Annotated in this window: 16 protein-coding genes and 2 rRNA genes; 12 read left to right on the top strand and 6 right to left on the bottom strand. The window is 72.5% G+C overall.

From position 1 onward, the window contains the following. From ACRYM0_RS02900 to ACRYM0_RS02885, 4 genes are all read left to right on the top strand, one after another. Positions 1 to 117 (top strand): 23S ribosomal RNA (locus ACRYM0_RS02900); the annotation flags it as partial. A 186-nt stretch (positions 118 to 303) separates the two neighbouring features. Further along, positions 304 to 420 (top strand): 5S ribosomal RNA (gene rrf, locus ACRYM0_RS02895). Positions 421 to 904: 484 nt separating this feature from the next. Continuing rightward, positions 905 to 1,867, top strand: coding sequence for a hypothetical protein (locus ACRYM0_RS02890; protein ID WP_432501932.1), 963 nt, complete (start codon positions 905 to 907; stop codon positions 1,865 to 1,867). Between the two features lie 15 nt (positions 1,868 to 1,882). After that, positions 1,883 to 2,152 (top strand): WXG100 family type VII secretion target, encoded by a 270-nt coding sequence (locus ACRYM0_RS02885; RefSeq protein WP_432501930.1) that lies wholly within the window; start codon positions 1,883 to 1,885, stop codon positions 2,150 to 2,152. 6 nt (positions 2,153 to 2,158) lie between these two features. Here the strand turns inward: ACRYM0_RS02885 and ACRYM0_RS02880 are convergent, their stop codons facing one another. Next, the gene (locus ACRYM0_RS02880) at positions 2,159 to 3,517 is read right to left on the bottom strand and encodes a 6-phospho-beta-glucosidase (protein WP_432501928.1); all 1,359 of its coding nucleotides are present in this window, start codon (positions 3,515 to 3,517) and stop codon (positions 2,159 to 2,161) included. Positions 3,518 to 3,947: 430 nt separating this feature from the next. Here ACRYM0_RS02880 and ACRYM0_RS02875 point away from each other — a divergent pair, with 430 nt between their 5' ends. From ACRYM0_RS02875 to ACRYM0_RS02855, 5 genes are all read left to right on the top strand, one after another. Further along, on the top strand, positions 3,948 to 5,657 hold the full coding sequence (locus tag ACRYM0_RS02875; protein ID WP_432501926.1) for an ABC transporter substrate-binding protein: 1,710 nt from the start codon (positions 3,948 to 3,950) through the stop codon (positions 5,655 to 5,657). A 25-nt stretch (positions 5,658 to 5,682) separates the two neighbouring features. After that, the gene (locus ACRYM0_RS02870; RefSeq protein ID WP_432501925.1) at positions 5,683 to 6,672 is read left to right on the top strand and encodes an ABC transporter permease; all 990 of its coding nucleotides are present in this window, start codon (positions 5,683 to 5,685) and stop codon (positions 6,670 to 6,672) included. Positions 6,673 to 6,684: 12 nt separating this feature from the next. Beyond that, positions 6,685 to 7,647, top strand: coding sequence for an ABC transporter permease (locus ACRYM0_RS02865; protein WP_432501922.1), 963 nt, complete (start codon positions 6,685 to 6,687; stop codon positions 7,645 to 7,647). A 65-nt stretch (positions 7,648 to 7,712) separates the two neighbouring features. Next, on the top strand, positions 7,713 to 8,582 hold the full coding sequence (locus ACRYM0_RS02860) for an ABC transporter ATP-binding protein (protein ID WP_432501949.1): 870 nt from the start codon (positions 7,713 to 7,715) through the stop codon (positions 8,580 to 8,582). Then, positions 8,579 to 9,385 carry an ABC transporter ATP-binding protein gene (locus ACRYM0_RS02855; RefSeq protein ID WP_432501920.1) on the top strand — a complete coding sequence of 269 codons (807 nt, stop codon included), beginning with the start codon at positions 8,579 to 8,581 and terminating at the stop codon, positions 9,383 to 9,385. Before ACRYM0_RS02860 ends, ACRYM0_RS02855 begins: the two co-directional genes overlap by 4 nt. A 9-nt stretch (positions 9,386 to 9,394) precedes the next feature. Here the strand turns inward: ACRYM0_RS02855 and ACRYM0_RS02850 are convergent, their stop codons facing one another. Continuing rightward, on the bottom strand, positions 9,395 to 10,540 hold the full coding sequence (locus ACRYM0_RS02850) for an ROK family transcriptional regulator (RefSeq protein WP_432501918.1): 1,146 nt from the start codon (positions 10,538 to 10,540) through the stop codon (positions 9,395 to 9,397). 75 nt (positions 10,541 to 10,615) lie between these two features. On the opposite strand from ACRYM0_RS02850, the gene ACRYM0_RS02845 reads away from it, so the two are divergent. Continuing rightward, positions 10,616 to 13,069: a glycoside hydrolase family 2 protein gene (locus ACRYM0_RS02845; protein WP_432501915.1), complete on the top strand. Its 2,454-nt coding sequence runs from the start codon at positions 10,616 to 10,618 to the stop codon at positions 13,067 to 13,069. A gap of 25 nt (positions 13,070 to 13,094) precedes the next feature. Continuing rightward, positions 13,095 to 13,970, top strand: coding sequence for a LacI family DNA-binding transcriptional regulator (locus ACRYM0_RS02840; protein ID WP_432501913.1), 876 nt, complete (start codon positions 13,095 to 13,097; stop codon positions 13,968 to 13,970). A 37-nt stretch (positions 13,971 to 14,007) separates the two neighbouring features. On the opposite strand, the gene ACRYM0_RS02835 is transcribed toward ACRYM0_RS02840, so the two are convergent. The 3 genes from ACRYM0_RS02835 to ACRYM0_RS02825 all read right to left on the bottom strand — a co-directional run bounded on the left by ACRYM0_RS02835 (position 14,008) and on the right by ACRYM0_RS02825 (position 16,616). Then, on the bottom strand, positions 14,008 to 14,418 hold the full coding sequence (locus tag ACRYM0_RS02835; protein WP_432501911.1) for a PKD domain-containing protein: 411 nt from the start codon (positions 14,416 to 14,418) through the stop codon (positions 14,008 to 14,010). 443 nt (positions 14,419 to 14,861) lie between these two features. After that, positions 14,862 to 15,476, bottom strand: a complete 615-nt coding sequence (locus ACRYM0_RS02830) for a DUF6318 family protein (protein ID WP_432501909.1) — start codon at positions 15,474 to 15,476, stop codon at positions 14,862 to 14,864. Between the two features lie 69 nt (positions 15,477 to 15,545). Continuing rightward, the gene (locus ACRYM0_RS02825) at positions 15,546 to 16,616 is read right to left on the bottom strand and encodes an HNH endonuclease (protein WP_432501907.1); all 1,071 of its coding nucleotides are present in this window, start codon (positions 16,614 to 16,616) and stop codon (positions 15,546 to 15,548) included. 117 nt (positions 16,617 to 16,733) lie between these two features. Here ACRYM0_RS02825 and ACRYM0_RS02820 point away from each other — a divergent pair, with 117 nt between their 5' ends. Further along, positions 16,734 to 17,882, top strand: a complete 1,149-nt coding sequence (locus ACRYM0_RS02820) for an exonuclease domain-containing protein (protein WP_432501905.1) — start codon at positions 16,734 to 16,736, stop codon at positions 17,880 to 17,882. A 34-nt stretch (positions 17,883 to 17,916) separates the two neighbouring features. Here the strand turns inward: ACRYM0_RS02820 and ACRYM0_RS02815 are convergent, their stop codons facing one another. After that, a complete protein-coding gene (locus tag ACRYM0_RS02815; RefSeq protein WP_432501903.1) occupies positions 17,917 to 18,255 on the bottom strand; it encodes a P-II family nitrogen regulator in 339 nt (112 codons plus the stop codon).

Below are 18,255 nucleotides of genomic sequence, written 5' to 3'. Positions count from 1 at the left end.
CGTACCTTTCGGGGTGAGAGGCTCCCAGTAGATCACTGGGTTGATAGGCCGGGTGTGGAAGCAACGACTGAGGAGTTGTGGAGCTGACCGGTACTAATAAGCCGATCACTTGTTACCAGCGCACACCAGGTCCCATCGTGATGGGTGGGTGGGTGTGGTGCTAGTCGAGGAACGAGCATGAAGTACAGAAATGGGTTTGCTTTCAGGTGGGGTACCGCGCTGGAGGGGCACTCGTTGGTGACGCGTTCACTGTGTGGTTCTCGGGAGGCAACCTGTGGTGGTTGTTCGTCCTGGCCTTTGTGGTCCGGTGGTCATAGCGGTGGGGAAACGCCCGGTTACATTCCGAACCCGGAAGCTAAGCCCGCCAGCGCCGATGGTACTGCCTGGGAGACTGGGTGGGAGAGTAGGTCACTGCCGGCCACTCACTTTTTGTGGTGAGGTCGTGAAAGGCCCTGCGCCCCTGTGGGGGGTGTGGGGCCTTTCGTGCGTTCCGGGGTTGTTGTCCGGGGTAGGGCGGGTTGTCCCGCGACCGGGGAGACACTGCTAGCAGTCCGGACTGCGGGGGTGTGGACGGCCGCGGAGGGCTTCATCGCCTGTGGAGGGGGCACCCTGTGCCGTGGGGCTCGCTAGCGTCGTCCTCACGACCCCGAGGAGACCCGTGCCGTCCTTCCACCGCCCGCCCGTGCGGGCAGCACTCCCTGCCGTCCGCGCCGCCCGGTGGAGGGATCAGGCAACCGCTGAGCTCTGGACCACCCGCACCTTGCAGCACCACGAGAGTCGCCTGCGGAGGGCGGCCGAGCGGCGTGAGCCGTGGATCGAACTGCGCTCGTCCGTGCCGGCCTCCGCCGGTCGTCTCCTCGTCCGCGAGGGTGCGGACATCGTCGAGCGCCCGGTCAGTTGCGCGGTGGTTCGCCTGGACCTGTCCGGGCCGGGACCCAGCATCCTCAGCTCGACGCCGGAGGACCTCCCGCTCTGGGACGACAGGTGGGAACTGCTGCAGGTCCTCGCCGCCGCCTCGGACCCGTCGGGGGAGCACTGGCTCGACCCGCTGGTGGCCGTCGAGGCGGCGCTGGCCGGGCACCAGGACCGGGCAGTCGCTGCTCTCCGTCAGTGGCGCCGCGCCGTGCGCGCCTCTTCCGCGCGCGAAGTGCTGGCGCAGCTGACCGGAGTCGCGGGGCAGCCGCCGGAGGGCCTGTCGTGGTCGTCGTGGGGGGCCTGGTTCGAGGACCGGCTCCAGGAAGCGACCCGTACCGCTTCGAGGAGTGGTCCCCCCCTCCGAGAGCTGCCCGTCCTGCACCGGACCGGCAGCTTCGACCTCGGTGTGGACGTCGACGCAGCCGTCGGCGAAGCGCTCGCGAAGGAATCCGGTGCCGTGGAGGACTGGCTCGACGAGGTCGAGGGGCCCCGACGGCTGCGGGTGGTGACCGAGCTCGCGGGGCCCGTGGGGGTGGTCCAGCTGAGGGGTTCCAGGACGACCGTGTCGTCGCGGCACGTGGCCGTGGTCCTGCAGCGCGGTGCCGATCGGTGCCCCGTCGTCCTCGACGCCCACCCCGAGCTGCCCCTGGAACCGGCGGTCCGGCACCCCGTGCGCACCAGTGCGCTCCTGGGTGCTTACCTGGGGCCTGCTCTCGAGCGGCTCGAGGCGCGGCCCTGGCCGGCGCAACGAGTCCTGCTGGAGCAGGAGCCGTCGCACCTGGTGGAGGAACTGGTGCAGGAGCTCGACGACCTGGCGCCGCTCCCCGACGCCGATCTGCGGGCGACCGTCGCAGCAGCGGGAGTCGCCGTCCTGCCGCGCGACCTGCGCGGTTGGCTGCAGCGGTTGGCCTGGCGCTGGCGGGCCTTCCCCTGGACGACGCAGGAGGGCTGAGCGGTGCGGTACGGCGTGAGCACGGAGGAGGTGTCCGCCCTGGCGGCGCGCCTGCGTGAAGGCGGGCGGCAGGCCTCGGAGCACCGCGCACCCCTCGACGCGCAAGCCGACGCGGTCGGTGACTGGTGCGCCGGGCGGGCGGTGGAAGCGGCGCAGGCGTTCTTCGCCACCCTCGTGCAGGCCGCGCGGGAGACGGCGGACGGCCTCGCCGACCTCGCTCGTCGTGTCGACGGCGCCGCCGGCACCTACGCCGACGCCGAGTCCAACGCCCTGCCGGAGCGCTGAGCACGTTCAGCGCTGGAACACCGCCGCCACCTCGGGGATGCGCTCGACGTACCCGTCCAGCAGCTCCCGGGCCACGGTGACGGAGTCGACCAGCGGGTGCAGGGCGAACGCCCGCAGCGCCTCGTCGCGGTCACCGTGCACGGCCGCCGCGATCGCGTGGCGCTCGACGGCCTTGACCTGCTGCATGAGACCCAGCTGGTGCAGGTCCGGCGCGCCAGTGACCAGCGGGTGAGCACCGTTGGCGTCCACCGTCGCGGGGACCTCGACCACGGCGTCCTGGGGCAACCCGGCGATGGTCCCGCCGTTGCGCACGTTGAGGATCATCGTGGCCCGCTCGTCCCGGCTGATGGCCGCCATGACACCGAGCGCCACACCCGCGTACCCCTGCTGCGCCGGGTCCAGCTCGGGCGCCCCGGGGTGCGTGGTCCGGCCCGGTTCGCCGCCCCTGGCCTCGGCCATGTAGGTGGCGTTGCGGTCGCTCACCGTGGCGCGCCACAGGTCCGCAGCACCCGCGCGCGTGCGGGAGAGCTCGTCCCAGAACGCGTTCTGCGTGCGTCGCAGGTACTCGCCCCGGGTCAGGTCGGCAGCCTGCGCGCTGCGCAGCGCCTCGCGGTGGGAGTAGTAGTAGTGCAGGTACTCGTTGGGGATCGCGCCCAGGGTGCGCAGCCACTCCTTGCCGAAGACGGCACCCTCCTCCAGGGCGTCGAGCGCGTCGTCGTCGGCCAGCAGGCCGGGCAGGACGTCCGTGCCGTCGTGGACCAGGCGGCGCGTCCACCCCAGGTGGTTCAGGCCGACGTAGTCGACCAGCACGCGCCGGTGGTCCAGCCCGAGCAGGTCAGCGGCCCGGCGCCCGAAACCGGAAGGTGTGTCGCAGATGCCGAGGACGCGGTCCCCGAGGACCGCCTGCATCGCCTCGGTCACGATGCCCGCGGGGTTCGTGAAGTTCAGGACGTACGCACCCGGTGCGTAGCGGCGCACCTGCTCGGCGACGTGGAGCATGAAGGGCACGGTGCGCAGCGCGTACGCGATCCCGCCCGCGCCGGTCGTCTCCTGCCCCAGGACGTCCCGGTCCAGGGCGACGCGCTCGTCGCAGCACCGTCCGTCCAGCCCGCCGATGCGGACGGCGGCGAAGACGAAGTCGCTGCCTTGCAGCGCCTCGGTCAGGTCGGTCGTCGGGGACAGCCGCGGTGCGTCGGGGAAGTCCGTGGCCATCTCCTCCAGGACGTGCACCATGCCCGCCAGACGCACGGGGTCCGTGTCGTGCAGGGCGACCTCCTGCACCCGGGGGGAACCGGTATCGCGCAACAAGGCCTGGTGGACGAAGGGTGTGCGGAAACCTGCACCGCCGAGGACGCACAGCTTCACGGAGTGCTCGCCTTCCCACCGGGTTGATCCAGGTCCTGCGGCAACCGTAACAGCGCGCTCCGGAGCGCGCCGGGTCCGGGAAGGTGGCCCACGGCGGCACGAAGGGCGAAGCGGACCGCCGCGAGGCGCTGCTGCGGCTGGCCGCACCAGATGACCGCGGAGAGCACCGAGCAGCGGTTGCGGGAGAGGTGTGCGCCGGTGCGAGGGCGGTGACCCTGACCTGCCGTCGCGTGCTCCTCGTCGCCTGTGACGGGACAGCCCTGCCGGTAGATCGGCCACGGTGGGACCAAAGCCTTGACACCCTTCCTTAAGCCACTTAAAAAGGACGTGGCCGGGTCGTTGCTGTTCTGCCACGTCGACGTCGACGTCGGCGGTGCGTCCGGGCCCTGCGCACCGCCGCGGCAGCGGTGGTCCGACCGAGGGAACCGTCATGCTCTTCGCCTCCCGCCCCTCTCGGCGTGCCGCGCTGGCGCTCGCCGCGGCGGCCACCACCGCTCTCACCGTCACCAGTTGCAGCGCCGGTGCCTCCGGCGGCGCCGGTGGGGCGGGAGGTGGTGCTGCCAAGGGCTCCATCACGGTGTTCAACGGGAACACCGGCACGATCACGGAGAACTTCAACCCCTTCTCCCCGGGCCTGCTGCAGCCGACCCTGGGGGTGATCTACCAGCCGCTGTACTACATCAACCTCGCCCGCGAGTCCGAGCCGACGCCGATGCTGGCCACCGGTTACGCCTGGAACGAGGACGGCACCCAGCTGACCATCACCACGCGCCAGGGCGTGACCTGGTCGGACGACGAGCCGTTCACCGCCGAGGACGTCGCATTCACCTTCGACCTGATCGCGAAGACCCCCGAGATCAACTCCACCGGACTCGAGCTCGTCTCGGCCGAGGCCACTGACGACCAGACCGCCGTGCTGACGTTCCCCGCCCCCGCCTACACCGAGGAGGCGGCACTGCTGGGGAACACCCCGATCATCCCCGAGCACGTGTGGAGCACCGTCTCGGACCCGGCGACGACGACGAACCCCGACCCGGTCGGCACCGGTCCGTTCACCGTCAAGAGCATCGACAGCCAGAGCTACGTGCTGGAGAAGAACCCCAGCTACTGGGAGCAGGGCAAGCCGGCGATCAACGAGGTGCGGTACATCTCGCTGGCCACCGCCGACGCCGCCAGCGCCGCCCTGACCGCCGGTCAGGTCGACTGGATGAGCGCCTTCCTCCCGGGCCTGGAGCAGTTGCTGGAGAACCAGGAGGACTTGTCCTACGTCAACACCCCGGCCCTCACCACGTCGATCTTCACGTGCTCCAACGCGGGTCTGGGGTGCGAAGGACCGCAGACCGACGTCGCCGTGCGCCAGGCCATGTACTACGCCCTGGACCGCGACCAGCTCAACCAGCTCGCCGGTGGCGGGTTCGCCGCGACCGGTTCGCCGACGCTGCTGCTCCCCGAGCGCGACGCGGACTGGATCGCCGACCCCGCGCACCTGGAGACGCCCTCGGGTGCCGACACGGCCAAGGCGAAGCAGGTCCTGGACGCGGCCGGCTGGGTCGAGGGCGCCGACGGCATCCGCACCAAGGACGGGCAGCGACTCTCCATGACCGTCCAGACCGTCACCGGGTGGAGCGACTACATCTCCCTGAACGACGCGATGGCCCAGCAGATGAAGGCCGTGGGCATCGAGCTCAAGCCGGTGCAGCTGGCGTACAACGAGTGGAACAACAACCAGGTCCAGGGCACCTACCAGCTGAGCCTGGACTCCATCGGCCTGGGCGCCAGCAGCAACCCGTACCACACCTACCAGCCGCGCTTCACGACCGTCTCCACCGCGCAGGTCGGCGAGTCCGCCGGCAACAACGGCAACTACGCCCGCTACTCCAACCCCGTCGTGGACGAGGCGATCGCCGTGGCCGCCACCACCGAGGACGAGGCCGTGCAGAAGCAGCAGTACGCCGTCGTCCAGCAGCAGATCGTCAACGACCTGCCGTACGTGCCGATCTACGTGAACTCCACCCTGACGGAGTTCAACAACAGCCGCGCGACGGGGTGGCCGACCAACGACGACCGTTACGCCTTCGCCGCGTCCTGGAAGTCCTGGGACAACGGCGTCGTCCTGACGACCATCGAGCCCGTCGACTGACGTTCCGTCCGGTCGAGGAGGAAACGTGCGCTACGTCGCCTGGAAGATCGGGTTCTACGTCGCCGCCCTGTGGGCGGCCCTGACCTTGAACTTCCTCATCCCGCGCTGGATGCCCGGGAACCCCGTGGACATCCTGCTGGCCAAGCTGGGTCAGCGCGGACCGGTCACCCCCGAGGCCAGGGCGTCGATCGAGGCCCTGCTCGGAACGGGTTCCGAGAGGTCGTTGTGGTCGCAGTACGGGGAGTACCTGGGCAACCTCGCGCGGGGGGACCTGGGAGTGTCCGTGTCGTACTTCCCCGCCTCGGTCGGTCAGATCATCTTCCAGACGCTGCCGTGGACGATCGGCCTCATCGGGCTGTCCACGTTCATCTCCTTCCTGCTCGGCGTCGGGCTGGGCACGCTGGCCGGCTGGAAGCGCGGCTCCTGGATCGACAACCTCGTGCCCGTCACGACGATGTTCCAGTCGGTGCCGTACTTCTGGCTGGCGCTGATCCTGCTGTTCGTCCTGGGCAGCGGTCTGTCGCTGTTCCCCCTCAACGGCGGCTACGACGTCTACACCACATCCCCGGGCTGGAACCTGCCGTTCCTGCAGTCGGTGGCGTACTACGGCGCACTGCCGGCGCTGACGATCGTGCTCTCCTCGATCGGCGGCTGGATGCTGGGGATGCGCAACATGATGGTCTCCACGCTGTCCGAGGACTACATGGTCACGGCGGAGGCCAAGGGCCTGCGTGCCGGGCGGATCATGCGCCGTTACGCGGCCCGCAACGCGGTGCTTCCGTCGATCTCCGGGTTCGCGATCTCCCTCGGGTTCGTGGTGGCCGGCTCCATCGTCACCGAGGCGGTGTTCTCCTACCCGGGGATCGGATCGGCGTTGCTGCAAGCCGTCAACAGCAACGACTACGCCCTCATGCAGGGCATCTTCCTCGTCATCACGATCTCCGTCCTCGGCGCGAACCTGCTGGTGGACCTGCTCTACACCGTCATCGACCCGCGCACTCGCGCGCGCGCCTGAGAGGAGCGGACGTTGGCCACCACCACACCCTCCGTGGAGCCGGACGCCACCACCGCGGCTCCGCCCGTCAGGGGCCGTCGCCGTGGGCCGTCGCTCGCCCGCACCCCCAAGCTGGTCATCGGTCTGGTCCTGGGCGGGCTGATCCTCCTGCTGGGCGTGCTCGGCCCCTTCCTGGTGGGCGACCCCGCCGAGGTCAGCGACGTCGGCCTGGCCGGCCCGTCCGCAGAGCACTGGATGGGGACCACCCAGACCGGTCAGGACGTCCTGGCGCAGTTGGCGCACGCCACCCGCGGCTCCCTGCTGGTCGGCGCTGTCGTGGGTGTGCTGACCCTGGCGCTGTCGGCGTTCTTCGGAGTCGTCGGCGCTTACGCCGGGGGCTGGGTGGACGAAGGGTTCTCCCTGTTCACGAACGTCATGCTCGTCATCCCCGGCCTGCCGCTGGTCATCGTCATCTCCAGCTACGTGCCGGACAAGAGCATCTGGCTGGTCGCACTGGTGCTGTCCCTGACGAGCTGGGCCGGCTCGGCGCGGGTGCTGCGCGGGTGGACCCTCAGCCTGCGCAACCGCGACTACGTGCACGCCGCACGGGTGGCGGGGGAGAAGCGCTGGCGGATCCTGATGGTCGAGATCCTGCCGAACCTCGTGCCGCTGCTGGCGTCGCAGATGGTGTTCGCCGTCATCTTCGCGATCCTCGGCGAGGCGGGCCTGTCGTACCTCGGCCTGGGTGCCTCCGGATCCTTCACCTGGGGCACGATGCTCTACTACGCGCAGAACGGCCTGGCGCTGCGGTTGGGCGCCTGGTGGTGGTTCGTGCCGCCGGGGTTGCTGCTGGCGGCGTTCGGTGCGGCGCTGTCGCTCATCAACTTCTCCATCGACGAGGTCGTCAACCCCAAGCTGCGGGCCCAGACCCGTTCGGCTCGTCGCGCGTGGCGCACTGCGCGCCCCAGCGCTGTCCGACAGGGGGTGGACCGGTGACCGCACCTGCCGAGGCTCGCGGCCCCGCCGCGGTGAGCTCGCACCCGGTCCTCACGGTGGAGGGCATGAGCATCGACTACCTCGGCGACCCCGTCGTGCACGCCGTGCGCGACGTGTCGCTGGAGCTGCGCCGCGGGGAGGTCCTGGGCCTCGCCGGGGAGAGCGGGTGCGGCAAGTCCACCCTCGCCTACGGCATCGTCCGGCTCCTGAAGCCGCCGGCGGCGATCACCGCCGGCCGCGCGGTGTTCCACTCGCGCGAGGGCAACGATGTCGACTGGAACCGGCTGGCCCCCGAGGAGCTGCGTTCCACCCGGTGGGACAAGGTCTCCCTGGTGTTCCAGGGTGCGATGAACTCCCTCAACCCGGTCACCACCGTCCGCGAGCAGCTGGAGGACGTGTTCCTCACGCACCGCCCCGAGATGGGCAAGGCGGAGCGGCACCGGCGTTGCGGGGACCTGCTCGAACGGGTCGGGGTCGAACGGTCGCGGCTGCGGGCGTTCCCGCACGAGCTGTCCGGCGGCATGCGCCAGCGCGTGATGATCGCCATGGCCCTCGCCCTGGAACCCCAGGTAATGATCATGGACGAGCCCACGACCGCGCTGGACGTCGTCGTGCAGCGCGAGATCCTGCGCGAGATCACCAGGCTGCGCGACGAGCTCGGCTTCGCCGTCATCTTCATCACCCACGACCTGCCGCTGCTGCTGGAGATCAGCGACCGCATCGCGGTGATGCGGGCCGGGCGGGTCGTGGAGTGCGGCGCCGCCGCCCAGCTGTACCGGAACCCGCAGCACGAGTACACCGAGAAGCTGCTCGCCTCCTTCCCCAGCCTGACCGGGGAACGCGGAGGTTTCGTGCGCGGACAGGTCGACGACAGGCTGCTGGCGGCCGACGCGGTGCACCCCGCCGGCGCCGGCGGGGAGGGGGAGCACCCGTGAGCACGCTCGAGCTGCACGAGGTCGTCAAGGAGTACAAGCTGCGCCAAGGGCTGCGCACCAGCGTGCTGCGCGCCGTGGACGGGGTGGACCTGACGCTGGAGCCCGGGCGCACCGTGGCGCTGGTCGGGCAGAGCGGCAGCGGCAAGTCCACGATCGCCAAGCTGCTCATGCAGCTGGAGCGCCCCACTTCCGGGCGCATGCTGCTGGACGGCGCTCCCGTGGAGCGCCGCGGGCGCGGTCTGGCGCACTACCGCAGGACGGTTCAGATGGTGTTCCAGGACCCCTTCGCCTCGCTGAACCCGTACCACACCGTCGAGCACCACCTCGAGCGGCCCGTGCGCCTGCACCACCCCGACCTGTCCGGGGCGCAGGTGCGCGCACGGGTGCTGGAACTGCTGGAGCGGGTGCGGCTGACCCCGGCGGCCGAGGTCGCCCGGCGCCGCCCGCACGAGCTGTCCGGCGGCCAGCGCCAGCGCGTCGCGATCGCCCGGGCCCTGGCTCCCGGACCCGGCATCCTCGTCGCGGACGAGCCGGTGTCGATGCTCGACGTCTCGATCCGCCTGGGTGTGCTGAACCTGCTCGCCGGCCTGCAGCGCGAGGAGAACCTCGGCGTCCTGTACATCACCCACGACCTGGCCACGGCCCGGCACTTCTCCGACGAGGTTCTCGTGATGTTCAAGGGGAGCATCGTCGAGCGCGGACCCGCCGACGAGGTCATCCTGAACCCGCAGCACGAGTACACCCGGTTGCTGGCCGAGGCCGCGCCGAACCCCGAGCGCCGGCTGCGGGAGCTGGCGGGGTGAGGGTGCAGGTCAATCCCCGAGGTTGTGCTGCTGCAGGACCAGCGCGGCGGCGCCGGTCGCCGAGGCGGTCGCGGCGGCGCTGGAGACGGTGACGGTGACCTCGCGGTGCCAGGTCCGTGCGTCTGCCGCCGACAGCCGCTCGGTGATCGCCGGGCCGTACACGGAGGCGGATGCGGCGAAGCTCGGACCGGTGAGCACCACGAGGTCCACGTCCAGCAGGTTCACCGCCGACTCCGCCGCGGCGGCCACCAGCCGGGCGGAGTCCTCCAGCAGCGCCCGGCACCCGGGGGCACCGGTGCGGGCTGCGCGAGCCACCGCCGCGAACTCCAGCGCCACCGGGATCTCCGGCCGCGTCGTGAGGCCGGCCTCGGCACGGGTGGCGGCGTCAGCCCGTGCGCGGCCGACGACCGCCGCCGGCCCGGCCAGCACCTCCAGGCAACCGCGAGCGCCGCACCAGCACCGCGGGCCGTCGACCTGCACGCACACGTGCCCGAACTCCCCGGCACCCGGACCGCGCCCCCGCAGCGGACGCCCGTCCAGCACGATCCCCGACCCGATGCCCGAACCCATGTACAACGCGATGAACGACCGACGGGAGTCCAGACGTGCCACCCAGTACTCGCCCACCGCGGCGGCCGTCGCGTCGTTCTCCACGAGCACCGGCCGGCCCGTCCCGCGGGCCAGTTCGGCGACCAGCTCCGCCGGCACGGCCGTCGAGCGCTCCGCCCACACCAGACCCAGGCCCAGGCAGCGGCGCCCGTCCACGCCCGAGGCGTCCAGCAGCAGCGCCACGTCCGCGCTCAGCTCCGCGCCGCTCGTGCGCGCCGGGCGGGCGGTGCGGGAGATGACCCCGCCCGTCTGCCCCGCCAGCACCAGCGTCGTGGTCGTCGCGTCCACGTGCACCCCGACCGCGAACCTGGCGCCGGGGTCCAGCCGCAGCAGCGTGCGCGGCTTGCCCGCCGTGGGGGTGCGGCCGGTCTCCACCAGCAGCCCGTCGGAGATCAGCCGGCGCACCGTCGTCGAGATCGACGCCTCGGTCAGGCCGGTGGCCGCCGCCAGCTCCACCCGGCTGAGCTGCTCGTGCGCCCGGATCGCGTCCAGCACGCGTTCCCGGGCGCTCGGACGCCGCGGCGGCGCCCCCTCCGTCTCGGACACCCCCGGATCATTCCACTCCCGCGCTGCCGGCAGCCGCCCCCAGCCCACCCCCGTCCCGACGACAGGAACAGCCCGATGATCAGCAAGGACCTGCACACCGGCTGGACCGTGCGCGCCGTCGGCGGTGACGTGCCGGCCGCGGTCGCCGGGCGCACCCTGGCCGCCACGGTGCCCGGTACCGTCCACGTCGACCTGCTCGCCACCGGTGAGCTGCCCGACCCGTACCTCGATGCCCACGAGAGCGACTGGGCCTGGTTCCACCGTTCCGCGTGGTGCTACGAGACCGACCTGAGCGAACCGGCCGCGGAACCCGGTGAGCGCGTCGACCTCGTGTTCGAGGGACTGGACACGGTGGCCACGGTGACGATCGACGGCACCGAGGTCGCCAGCACCCGGAACATGCACCGCACGTACCGCCTCGACATCCGCGAGCTGCTCACCGGCTCGAACCGGCTGGCCGTGCGGTTCGACTCCGCCCTGGAGCACGCCGAGAAGGTCGAGGCGCAGCTGGGCCGCCGGCCCCGCGCCTACCCGCACCCCGTCAACGCGGTGCGCAAGATGGCGTGCAGCTTCGGCTGGGACTGGGGTCCGGACCTGCAGACCGCGGGGATCTGGCGCCCGGTGCGCGTGCAGCGCTGGCGCACGGCACGCCTGGCGGCGGTGCGGCCCCTGGCTTCGCTGGACGGCGGCACCGGCCGGCTGGCCGTGCACGTCGACGTCGAGCGTTCCGGGCTGGAGGACGCCGGCGAGCTGCTCGTCGAAGCCGGGCTGCCCGCGCTCGGCGTCACCGGGACCGCCCGCCTGGCGCCGGGCGCCGCCGCCGCCGTCGTGCTGCTGGAGGTGCCGGGCGCGCCCGTGTGGTGGCCCGTGGGGTACGGCGGGCAACCCCTCGTGGACCTCGAGGTCCACCTGTCCGCCGCCGGCCGGGAGCTGGACGCGCGGGCGCTGCGCACGGCGTTCCGCTCCGTGGCCATCGACACCACCCCCGACGAGCACGGCTCCCGGTTCGCCCTCCTCGTCAACGGCGTGCCGGTGTTCGTGCGGGGGGTGAACTGGATCCCCGAGGACCACCTGCTGACCCGTCTCACCCGCGACGACTACGCCGCAGCCTTCGACCGCGCGCTCGGCGCGAACGTCAACCTGCTGCGCGTGTGGGGCGGCGGCGTCTTCGAGTCCGACGACTTCTACGACCTCGCCGACGAGAAGGGCCTGCTGGTGTGGCAGGACTTCCTGCTCGCCTGCGCGGCGTACGCGGAGGAGGAGCCGCTGCGCTCCGAGTTCCTCGCCGAGGTCCGCGACAACGTCGTTCGGCTGAGCCCGCACCCCTCGCTGGCCGTCTGGAACGGCGGCAACGAGAACGTCTGGGGCCACGAGGACTGGGGCTGGAAGGAGGAGCTCGCCGGCGCCAGCTGGGGTGCGGGCTACTACGACGAGCTGTTCCCCGCGCTGCTCGCCGAGCTGGACCCCTCGCGGCCCTACTCCCCGGGCAGCCCCGCGAACCCGGGCGTGCCCGCGAGCGAGCTGCACCCCAACGACCCCGACCACGGCACCCACCACCAGTGGGAGGTGTGGAACCGCGCCGACTACACCCACCACCTCGACGCGGTGCCGCGGTTCTGCTCGGAGTTCGGCTGGCAGGCTCCGCCCACCTGGGCGACCCTCACCCGCGCGCTCGCACCGCAGGACCTGCGCAAGGACTCCCCGGTGTTCCTGCTGCACCAGAAGGCCGAGGACGGCAACGGCAAGCTCGACCGCGGCCTGGCGCACCACTTCGAGGTTCCGCAGGGCTTCGCCGACTGGCACTGGGCCACCCAGCTGAACCAGGCGCGGGCCACGTCGTTCGCCGTGGAGCACCTGCGCTCGTGGTCACCGCGCACCATGGGCAGCATCCTGTGGCAGCTCAACGACTGCTGGCCGGTGACGTCCTGGTCCGTCGTCGACGGCGACGGCCGCCGCAAGCCCGCCTGGTACGCGCTGCGTGCGGCGCACGCCCCGCGCCTGGTCACCCTGCAGCCGCGCGAGGGACGGTTGCGCCTCGTGCTCGTCAACGACACCGCGCAGGAGTGGGTGGTCGACGCGCTCGTGCGGCGCGTCGACGCCTCCGGGGAGGTGCTCGCGAGCGAGAGGATCGGCGTGCGGGTGGCTGCGCGCGGCACCGCCGCACAGGCGGTGCCCCTGCTCGACGGCGCGCTCGGCGGCACGGACCTGCTCGTCGCCGACGTCGACGGGCTCCGCTCGGTGTTCTGCCCCGTGGAGGACAAGGACGTGCCGGTGGTGGCCGGCGCGCTGGAGGCGGAGGCGTGCGCCGTCGACGGCGGGTACGAGGTGCGGGTGCGCGCGCTCTCGCTGGTCCGGGACGTGGCGGTCCTGGCGGACCGCGTCGCGCCCGACGCCGAGGTCGACGACATGCTCGTCACCCTGCTCCCGGGGGAGGAGCGCGTGTTCCGGGTCAGCTCGCGCGCCGTGGTCGATCCCGCGGAGTTCACCGGGCCGCTGGTGCTGCGCACCTCCGCGGTGGTGTCCGCGTGACGGCGGTGGGGTGGACAATCGGCGCGTGACGCCGAGGAGGACGCCGGGGAGGACGCCGGGGGCGGTGCCGGGCAGCGGGCTCATCGGGCTCGTGCTGGCCGGCGGCGCCCCCCGCGTCGGCGTCGAGCCGTTCTTCATGGAACTCATCGCCGGGATGGAGGCGCAGCTGCGGCCGCAGGGTCGCAGCGTGCTGCTGCTCGTCGTCGCCGACGTCGCCGACGAGGTCGCCACCTACCGGCGCTGGGCGCAGCACGGCACCGTCGAAGCGGTCGTCGTCGTCAACCTCACCGCGGGAGACGTGCGTCCCGGGGCGCTGCGCGGGATCGGCCTGCCCACCGTCCTGGCCGGGCACCACCCCGACGAGGGGTTCGCGAGCGTCCTCACCGACGACGCCGGCGCGATGCGCACCGCGCTGCGGCTGCTGTCCTCGCACGGGCACCGCGTCATCGGCCGCGTCGCCGGGCCTGGCGACCTCGTGCACACCCGTGAGCGCACCGCCGCGATGCTCGAGGAGGCCGAGCGGAGCGGCCTGGAGATCCGGCTCGTCGAGGCCGATTACACGGGCCCGCGCGGTGCCGCGGCGGCACGGGAACTGCTGGCCGCCGCGGACCCGCCGACGGCACTGGTCTTCGACAACGACGTCATGGCCGTCGCCGCCCTGGAGGACCTGGTCCACCGCGGAGTCGACGTGCCCGGCCGGGTGAGCCTGCTCGCGTGCGACGACTCGGCCCTGTGCGAGCTGGCCGTGCCCGCCCTGTCCGCCCTGAGCCCCGACGTGCACGAGCACGGCGTGCGACTGGGACGGGCGGTGCTCGACCTGCTGCTGCGCGGACGCACCGGCCCGCAGCCCGGCCCGCCCGTCCGCTTCGTCGAGCGGTCCAGCACCGGCCCGCTGAGCTGAGGGGCCCGCAGCTTCCGCGGACGCGCCGCCCAGGACCTCAGCGCGTCAGGACGGTCGTCCCGGCGTGCGCGGTGAGGGTCGCGGCGGGTGAGTCGACGTCCACGGTGCCGTCGACGGGCTCGAACGGCAGGCCGGCGACCGAGAACTCCGCGGAGTAGGTCGTCGTCAGCGTCACCGGGTAGGTGCCCGGTCGGGTGTACGTGTGCGTCGTCGTCATCGCCGGGTAGGCGGCGCCCGGATCGGTCGTGGGCCCCAGCGAGGCGCCGTCGCCGAACGTCCACGTGAACGTCTCGGGGGTCGCGCGGATCATCACCGGGAAACCCAGCACCTGGACGTCCAGGGTCACCGGTGCGGCCTGTGCGTACACGTTCACCGGGATGTTCAGCACCACATCGCCGCCCGCCGGTTGCAGGCTCGCGGTGGACGGCGGCAGGCCGACGCGGCGCACGTCCGCCACCGTGATCGTCGGCAGGACGACGGGTTGGCCCGTCGCGGTCGCCGTGGAACGACAGGAACTCCCGCCTCGCTGCCACGGCCCCGCCCCGCCCACCGGTCGGCTCCAGTCCGTGAGGAACACCTCGCCGGGACCGCAGAGAGCGGAAGCGCTGCAGGCGGCATCTGCGCCGGCGCGGGGCTCGTCGGGCCCGGCGCAGGGGGAGGTGAGGATGTGCTCGCGGGTGGGGGTTTCGGGAGTGTTGCGTCCTGCCGATTCCGTAGATCCTGCGTAGTACCTTCCGGGCCTTGCGCTCGATCCGTTGACTACCACATTCGAATCGTCGACCGAACTACCCCACGAAGGACCTCGGGGAGCTGCTGTCGCTTGAATACTGGTCGAAACGATGGCCGTGGAGACCAGTGCCAGTACCAAGGTTGACACGTGTACTCGTCGAGTCATCGAGGCATCTCCCAGACCCACCAGCGTCCGTGATGGAACTTCAACTGCATCAGACCACCGAACTCCATGCGCTGGAAGTCTGCAAGCGTCGTGCCATCCGCGTTTACCAAGCGGCCTGTCGGGACATCCATCTCCAGTTGGACACCCGCCTCACCGAACTGCGGGTCGAAGTGTTCGATGTAGGCTGACCGAAATCGGATCTCCCGGTTCTCCCAGGTGATTCCCTTCATTCGTGCAACGTCCACTACCTCCGCATCGTCTCGGCACGCTCCGCAATCGGGTTCACTGATTCCGCGGATGGCATCGGAGTCGCCGGTCGCGTGGGCGTAGTTCAGGACGGCCAGGTAGTGCCCCGCGAACGCGATGGCGTCGTCCTCGGTGAAACCCGTCGCCTCGAACGTCGGCCGCGGGAGGGCGGGCGCCGTCGGGGTCGGGGCCGCGGCGGGTCCTGGTGCCGTTGCCGGTGACGCGGACCCGGTCGCGGTGCTCGTGGCGGAGGGGAGCGGTGCCGCCTGCCGATCCGCCGGTCCCTCCGCCCCGCACGCACCGAGGAGCGCGATCGCCGCGGCGGCAGCGGCGCACACGAGCGGGGTGCGGGTGACGGGGTGCACGCGGGGACGGTAGGGCGCACGGTCCGGCGGCCGCTGACCTCACCCGTTCGGCTGTGGAAACCCGCCGGCTCAGGCGGCGACCCGGGCGGCGTCGGTGGGGTCGAGCAGGTCGAACACGCCCGGTGCGCGCCACAGGGGTGTGCCCACCGGGCTGGTGCCGTACAGGCCGACGGCGACACCGGCGACCCGTTCGCGCTCCAGCGGCCAGCGCAGGGGACCGGCGACCGCGTGCAGGTCCCCGTCAGGACGCGCGAGGGCCCGCACGACGTGGTCCACGGCGGGCAGGGTCGCGGACTTGGCGAGGTTGCAGCGGGCGTCGGCCGCGACGAGGTTCACCACCCCGTCGAGGGCGACGCGCGACCAGGGCAGGACGTGGTCGACGTGGGTGCCGGTGCGCAGCGTCCCCGCGCAGTAGAAGCAGCGACCGTCCTGCAGGTCGGCGAGCGCCGGCGCGAGGCGCGCGACGGCGCTGCGTGCGGCGCCGAACAGGAAGCCGTGCAGGTCGGGGGCGTCGAGCTCCGCGGCGTTCATGCGCTGCACGTCGGCGACCCACCACTGCTGCAGGACCGGCTGCAGCAGCCCGGCGGTGCGTGCCAGGGCGGTCGCGACACCCGGGTGCAGGTCGATGCTCCAGCCGTGGGCGTCGAGCTCGGCGACGGTCGTCTTCTTGTGCAGCCAGGTGTCGTCGTACAGGAAGGGTGCGCCGGGGGCGGAGGTGCCGGTGCGCTGGAGGGCGAACAGGGGCTGCCGGGCGAGGGTCTGCGCGATCGCCCGGCGGTGCCGGGTGTGGAGGGCGGGCTCAGTGGCGCGCAGCTGGGCGGGGGTGGTGAGCCCGGCGGCCTCCGCGGCGGTGCGCAGCTCCCGCACCACGTCGGGCAGCGAGCGCCCGGACTGCTCGTTCTGCCGCAGGACGCCCACCTCGGAGAAGGTGCGCACCTGCGGCCAGTACAGGTCGACGACGCGGTCGGCGAGGTCCTCGATCGGCACCCGCAGCGGTGCGTCCGGTGCGGTGGGGTGCTCCAGGCAGTGCTGCACGAGCGCGGAGAGGACCGCGAGCTTGTAGGTGGAGACGCGCCGGCCGGTGGCGATCAGCTCGGCGACGCGGGCACCGACCTCCAGCGGGTCGGGGATCGTGTTCACCGGTGGACGCTACGTCACCGCGCGGGGGTGCGGGAGAACACGGGCCGTGTCGTTGCCCACCGCGTGTCCGACCGGCGTGGCACCGTCGTGGTACTTCCCCACGCTAGGAGTTCCACCATGACGTCGCTGCACCCCGGACCCGTCCTCCCGGAGGACCCCCCGGACCCGACGTCGATCGGTGCGCGTTACCCGCACCGCTACGCGGCCCTGGACGTGGAGACCACCGGCTTCTCCGCCGCGAAGGACCGCGTCGTGCAGGTCGCGGTGACCCTCCTCGACGAGCACGGCGAGGTGGAGTCGTCCTGGTCCACGCTCGTGGACCCGCAGCGCGACCCCGGCCCGGTGCACGTGCACGGGATCACCGCCGAACGCCTGCGGGGCGCGCCGCTGTTCGCCGACGTCGCCGAGCAGCTGGCGGACCTGCTGGCCGGGCGGGTCTTCGTCGCCCACAACGCCGTCTTCGACTGGGGCTTCGTGGCCGCCGAGATGCGCCGCGCCGGGGTGGAGCTCGCCGTGGAGCAGCGGTTGTGCACGCGCAACCTCGCCAAGCGCCTCGACCTGCCCGTGCCGGACCTGAAGCTGGCGACCCTCGCCGCGCACTGGCGGGTGGAGCAGCTGCGCGCCCACGACGCGGAGGACGACACGCGCGTCCTCGTGGAGGTGCTGCGCCACGCGCTGCGCGCCGCTGCGGACCGCGACCTGGACCTGCCGCTGACGCGCTGCTCCACCGAGCCGCCCCCACCGCGGCCGCGCGCGTCCCGCCGCGCCGCCGTGCCGGCAGCTGCCGCACCGGCGGACCGGCGGGTCCTCGCTCCCGGGGACGAGCTCGAGCTGCCGCCCAGCGGCCGCCCGTGGCTGCTGGACCTGCGGTGGGCGCGCGCCGCGCACCCCGTGGGCGTCGCCGTGCAGCGTTCCGACGCGCTCGGTCTCCCGCTGGGGGCGGTGCTGCGCACCACCCGCGCCTCCCTGGACGGCACCGTCGTGCTGGACGTCGACACCGCCGGGGAGGCGGAGGTGTGGTTGCACCTGGACGCCTCCCCGGCCGACGTGCAGCGCGTGGTGCTCCTCGCCGAGGCGCCGGCCGGGTCGACGTTCGCGGAGGCGGGCCCGCTGGTGCTGGCGCTCCGGGCGCCGAACGGGTCGGTGCTGGCGCTCGCCGACGTGGTCGCGCCCGAGGGGGCGCGGACGCTGGTCGTGGCGGAGGTGCAGCGGCACGGCGGGCAGTGGCGGCTGCGGGTGCCGGGGGCGGCTGCCGCGGCGGCGTGAGGGGCCACCGCCGGGGTGGCCCCTCACGCCGCGGTCAGAGGGCGGCCGCGCCGTGCTCCCCGGTGCGGACGCGCACGACGTCGTGGACGGGGGCCGTCCACACCTTGCCGTCGCCGATGCGGCCCGTGCGGGCGCTGTCGACGAGCAGGTCCACCACGGCGGGCGCGTCGACGTCCTCGACGAGGACCTCCAGGCGCACCTTGGGGACGAGGTCGACGGTGTACTCCGCACCGCGGTAGACCTCGGTGTGGCCGCGCTGGCGGCCGTGGCCGCTGGCTTCCGAAACGGTCACGCCCCGGACGCCGAACGCCTGCAGGACCGTCCTGGCGCCGTCGAGCGCGTGCGGCCTGAGGATGGCGGTGACGAGCTGCAC

Source organism: Kineococcus arenarius subsp. arenarius (genome assembly GCF_050871845.1).
In the GTDB taxonomy this organism is placed as follows: Bacteria; Actinomycetota; Actinomycetes; order Actinomycetales; family Kineococcaceae; genus Kineococcus.
Note: the sequence above shows the minus strand (reverse complement) of the source record. Positions and strands in the feature narration are given on the sequence as shown.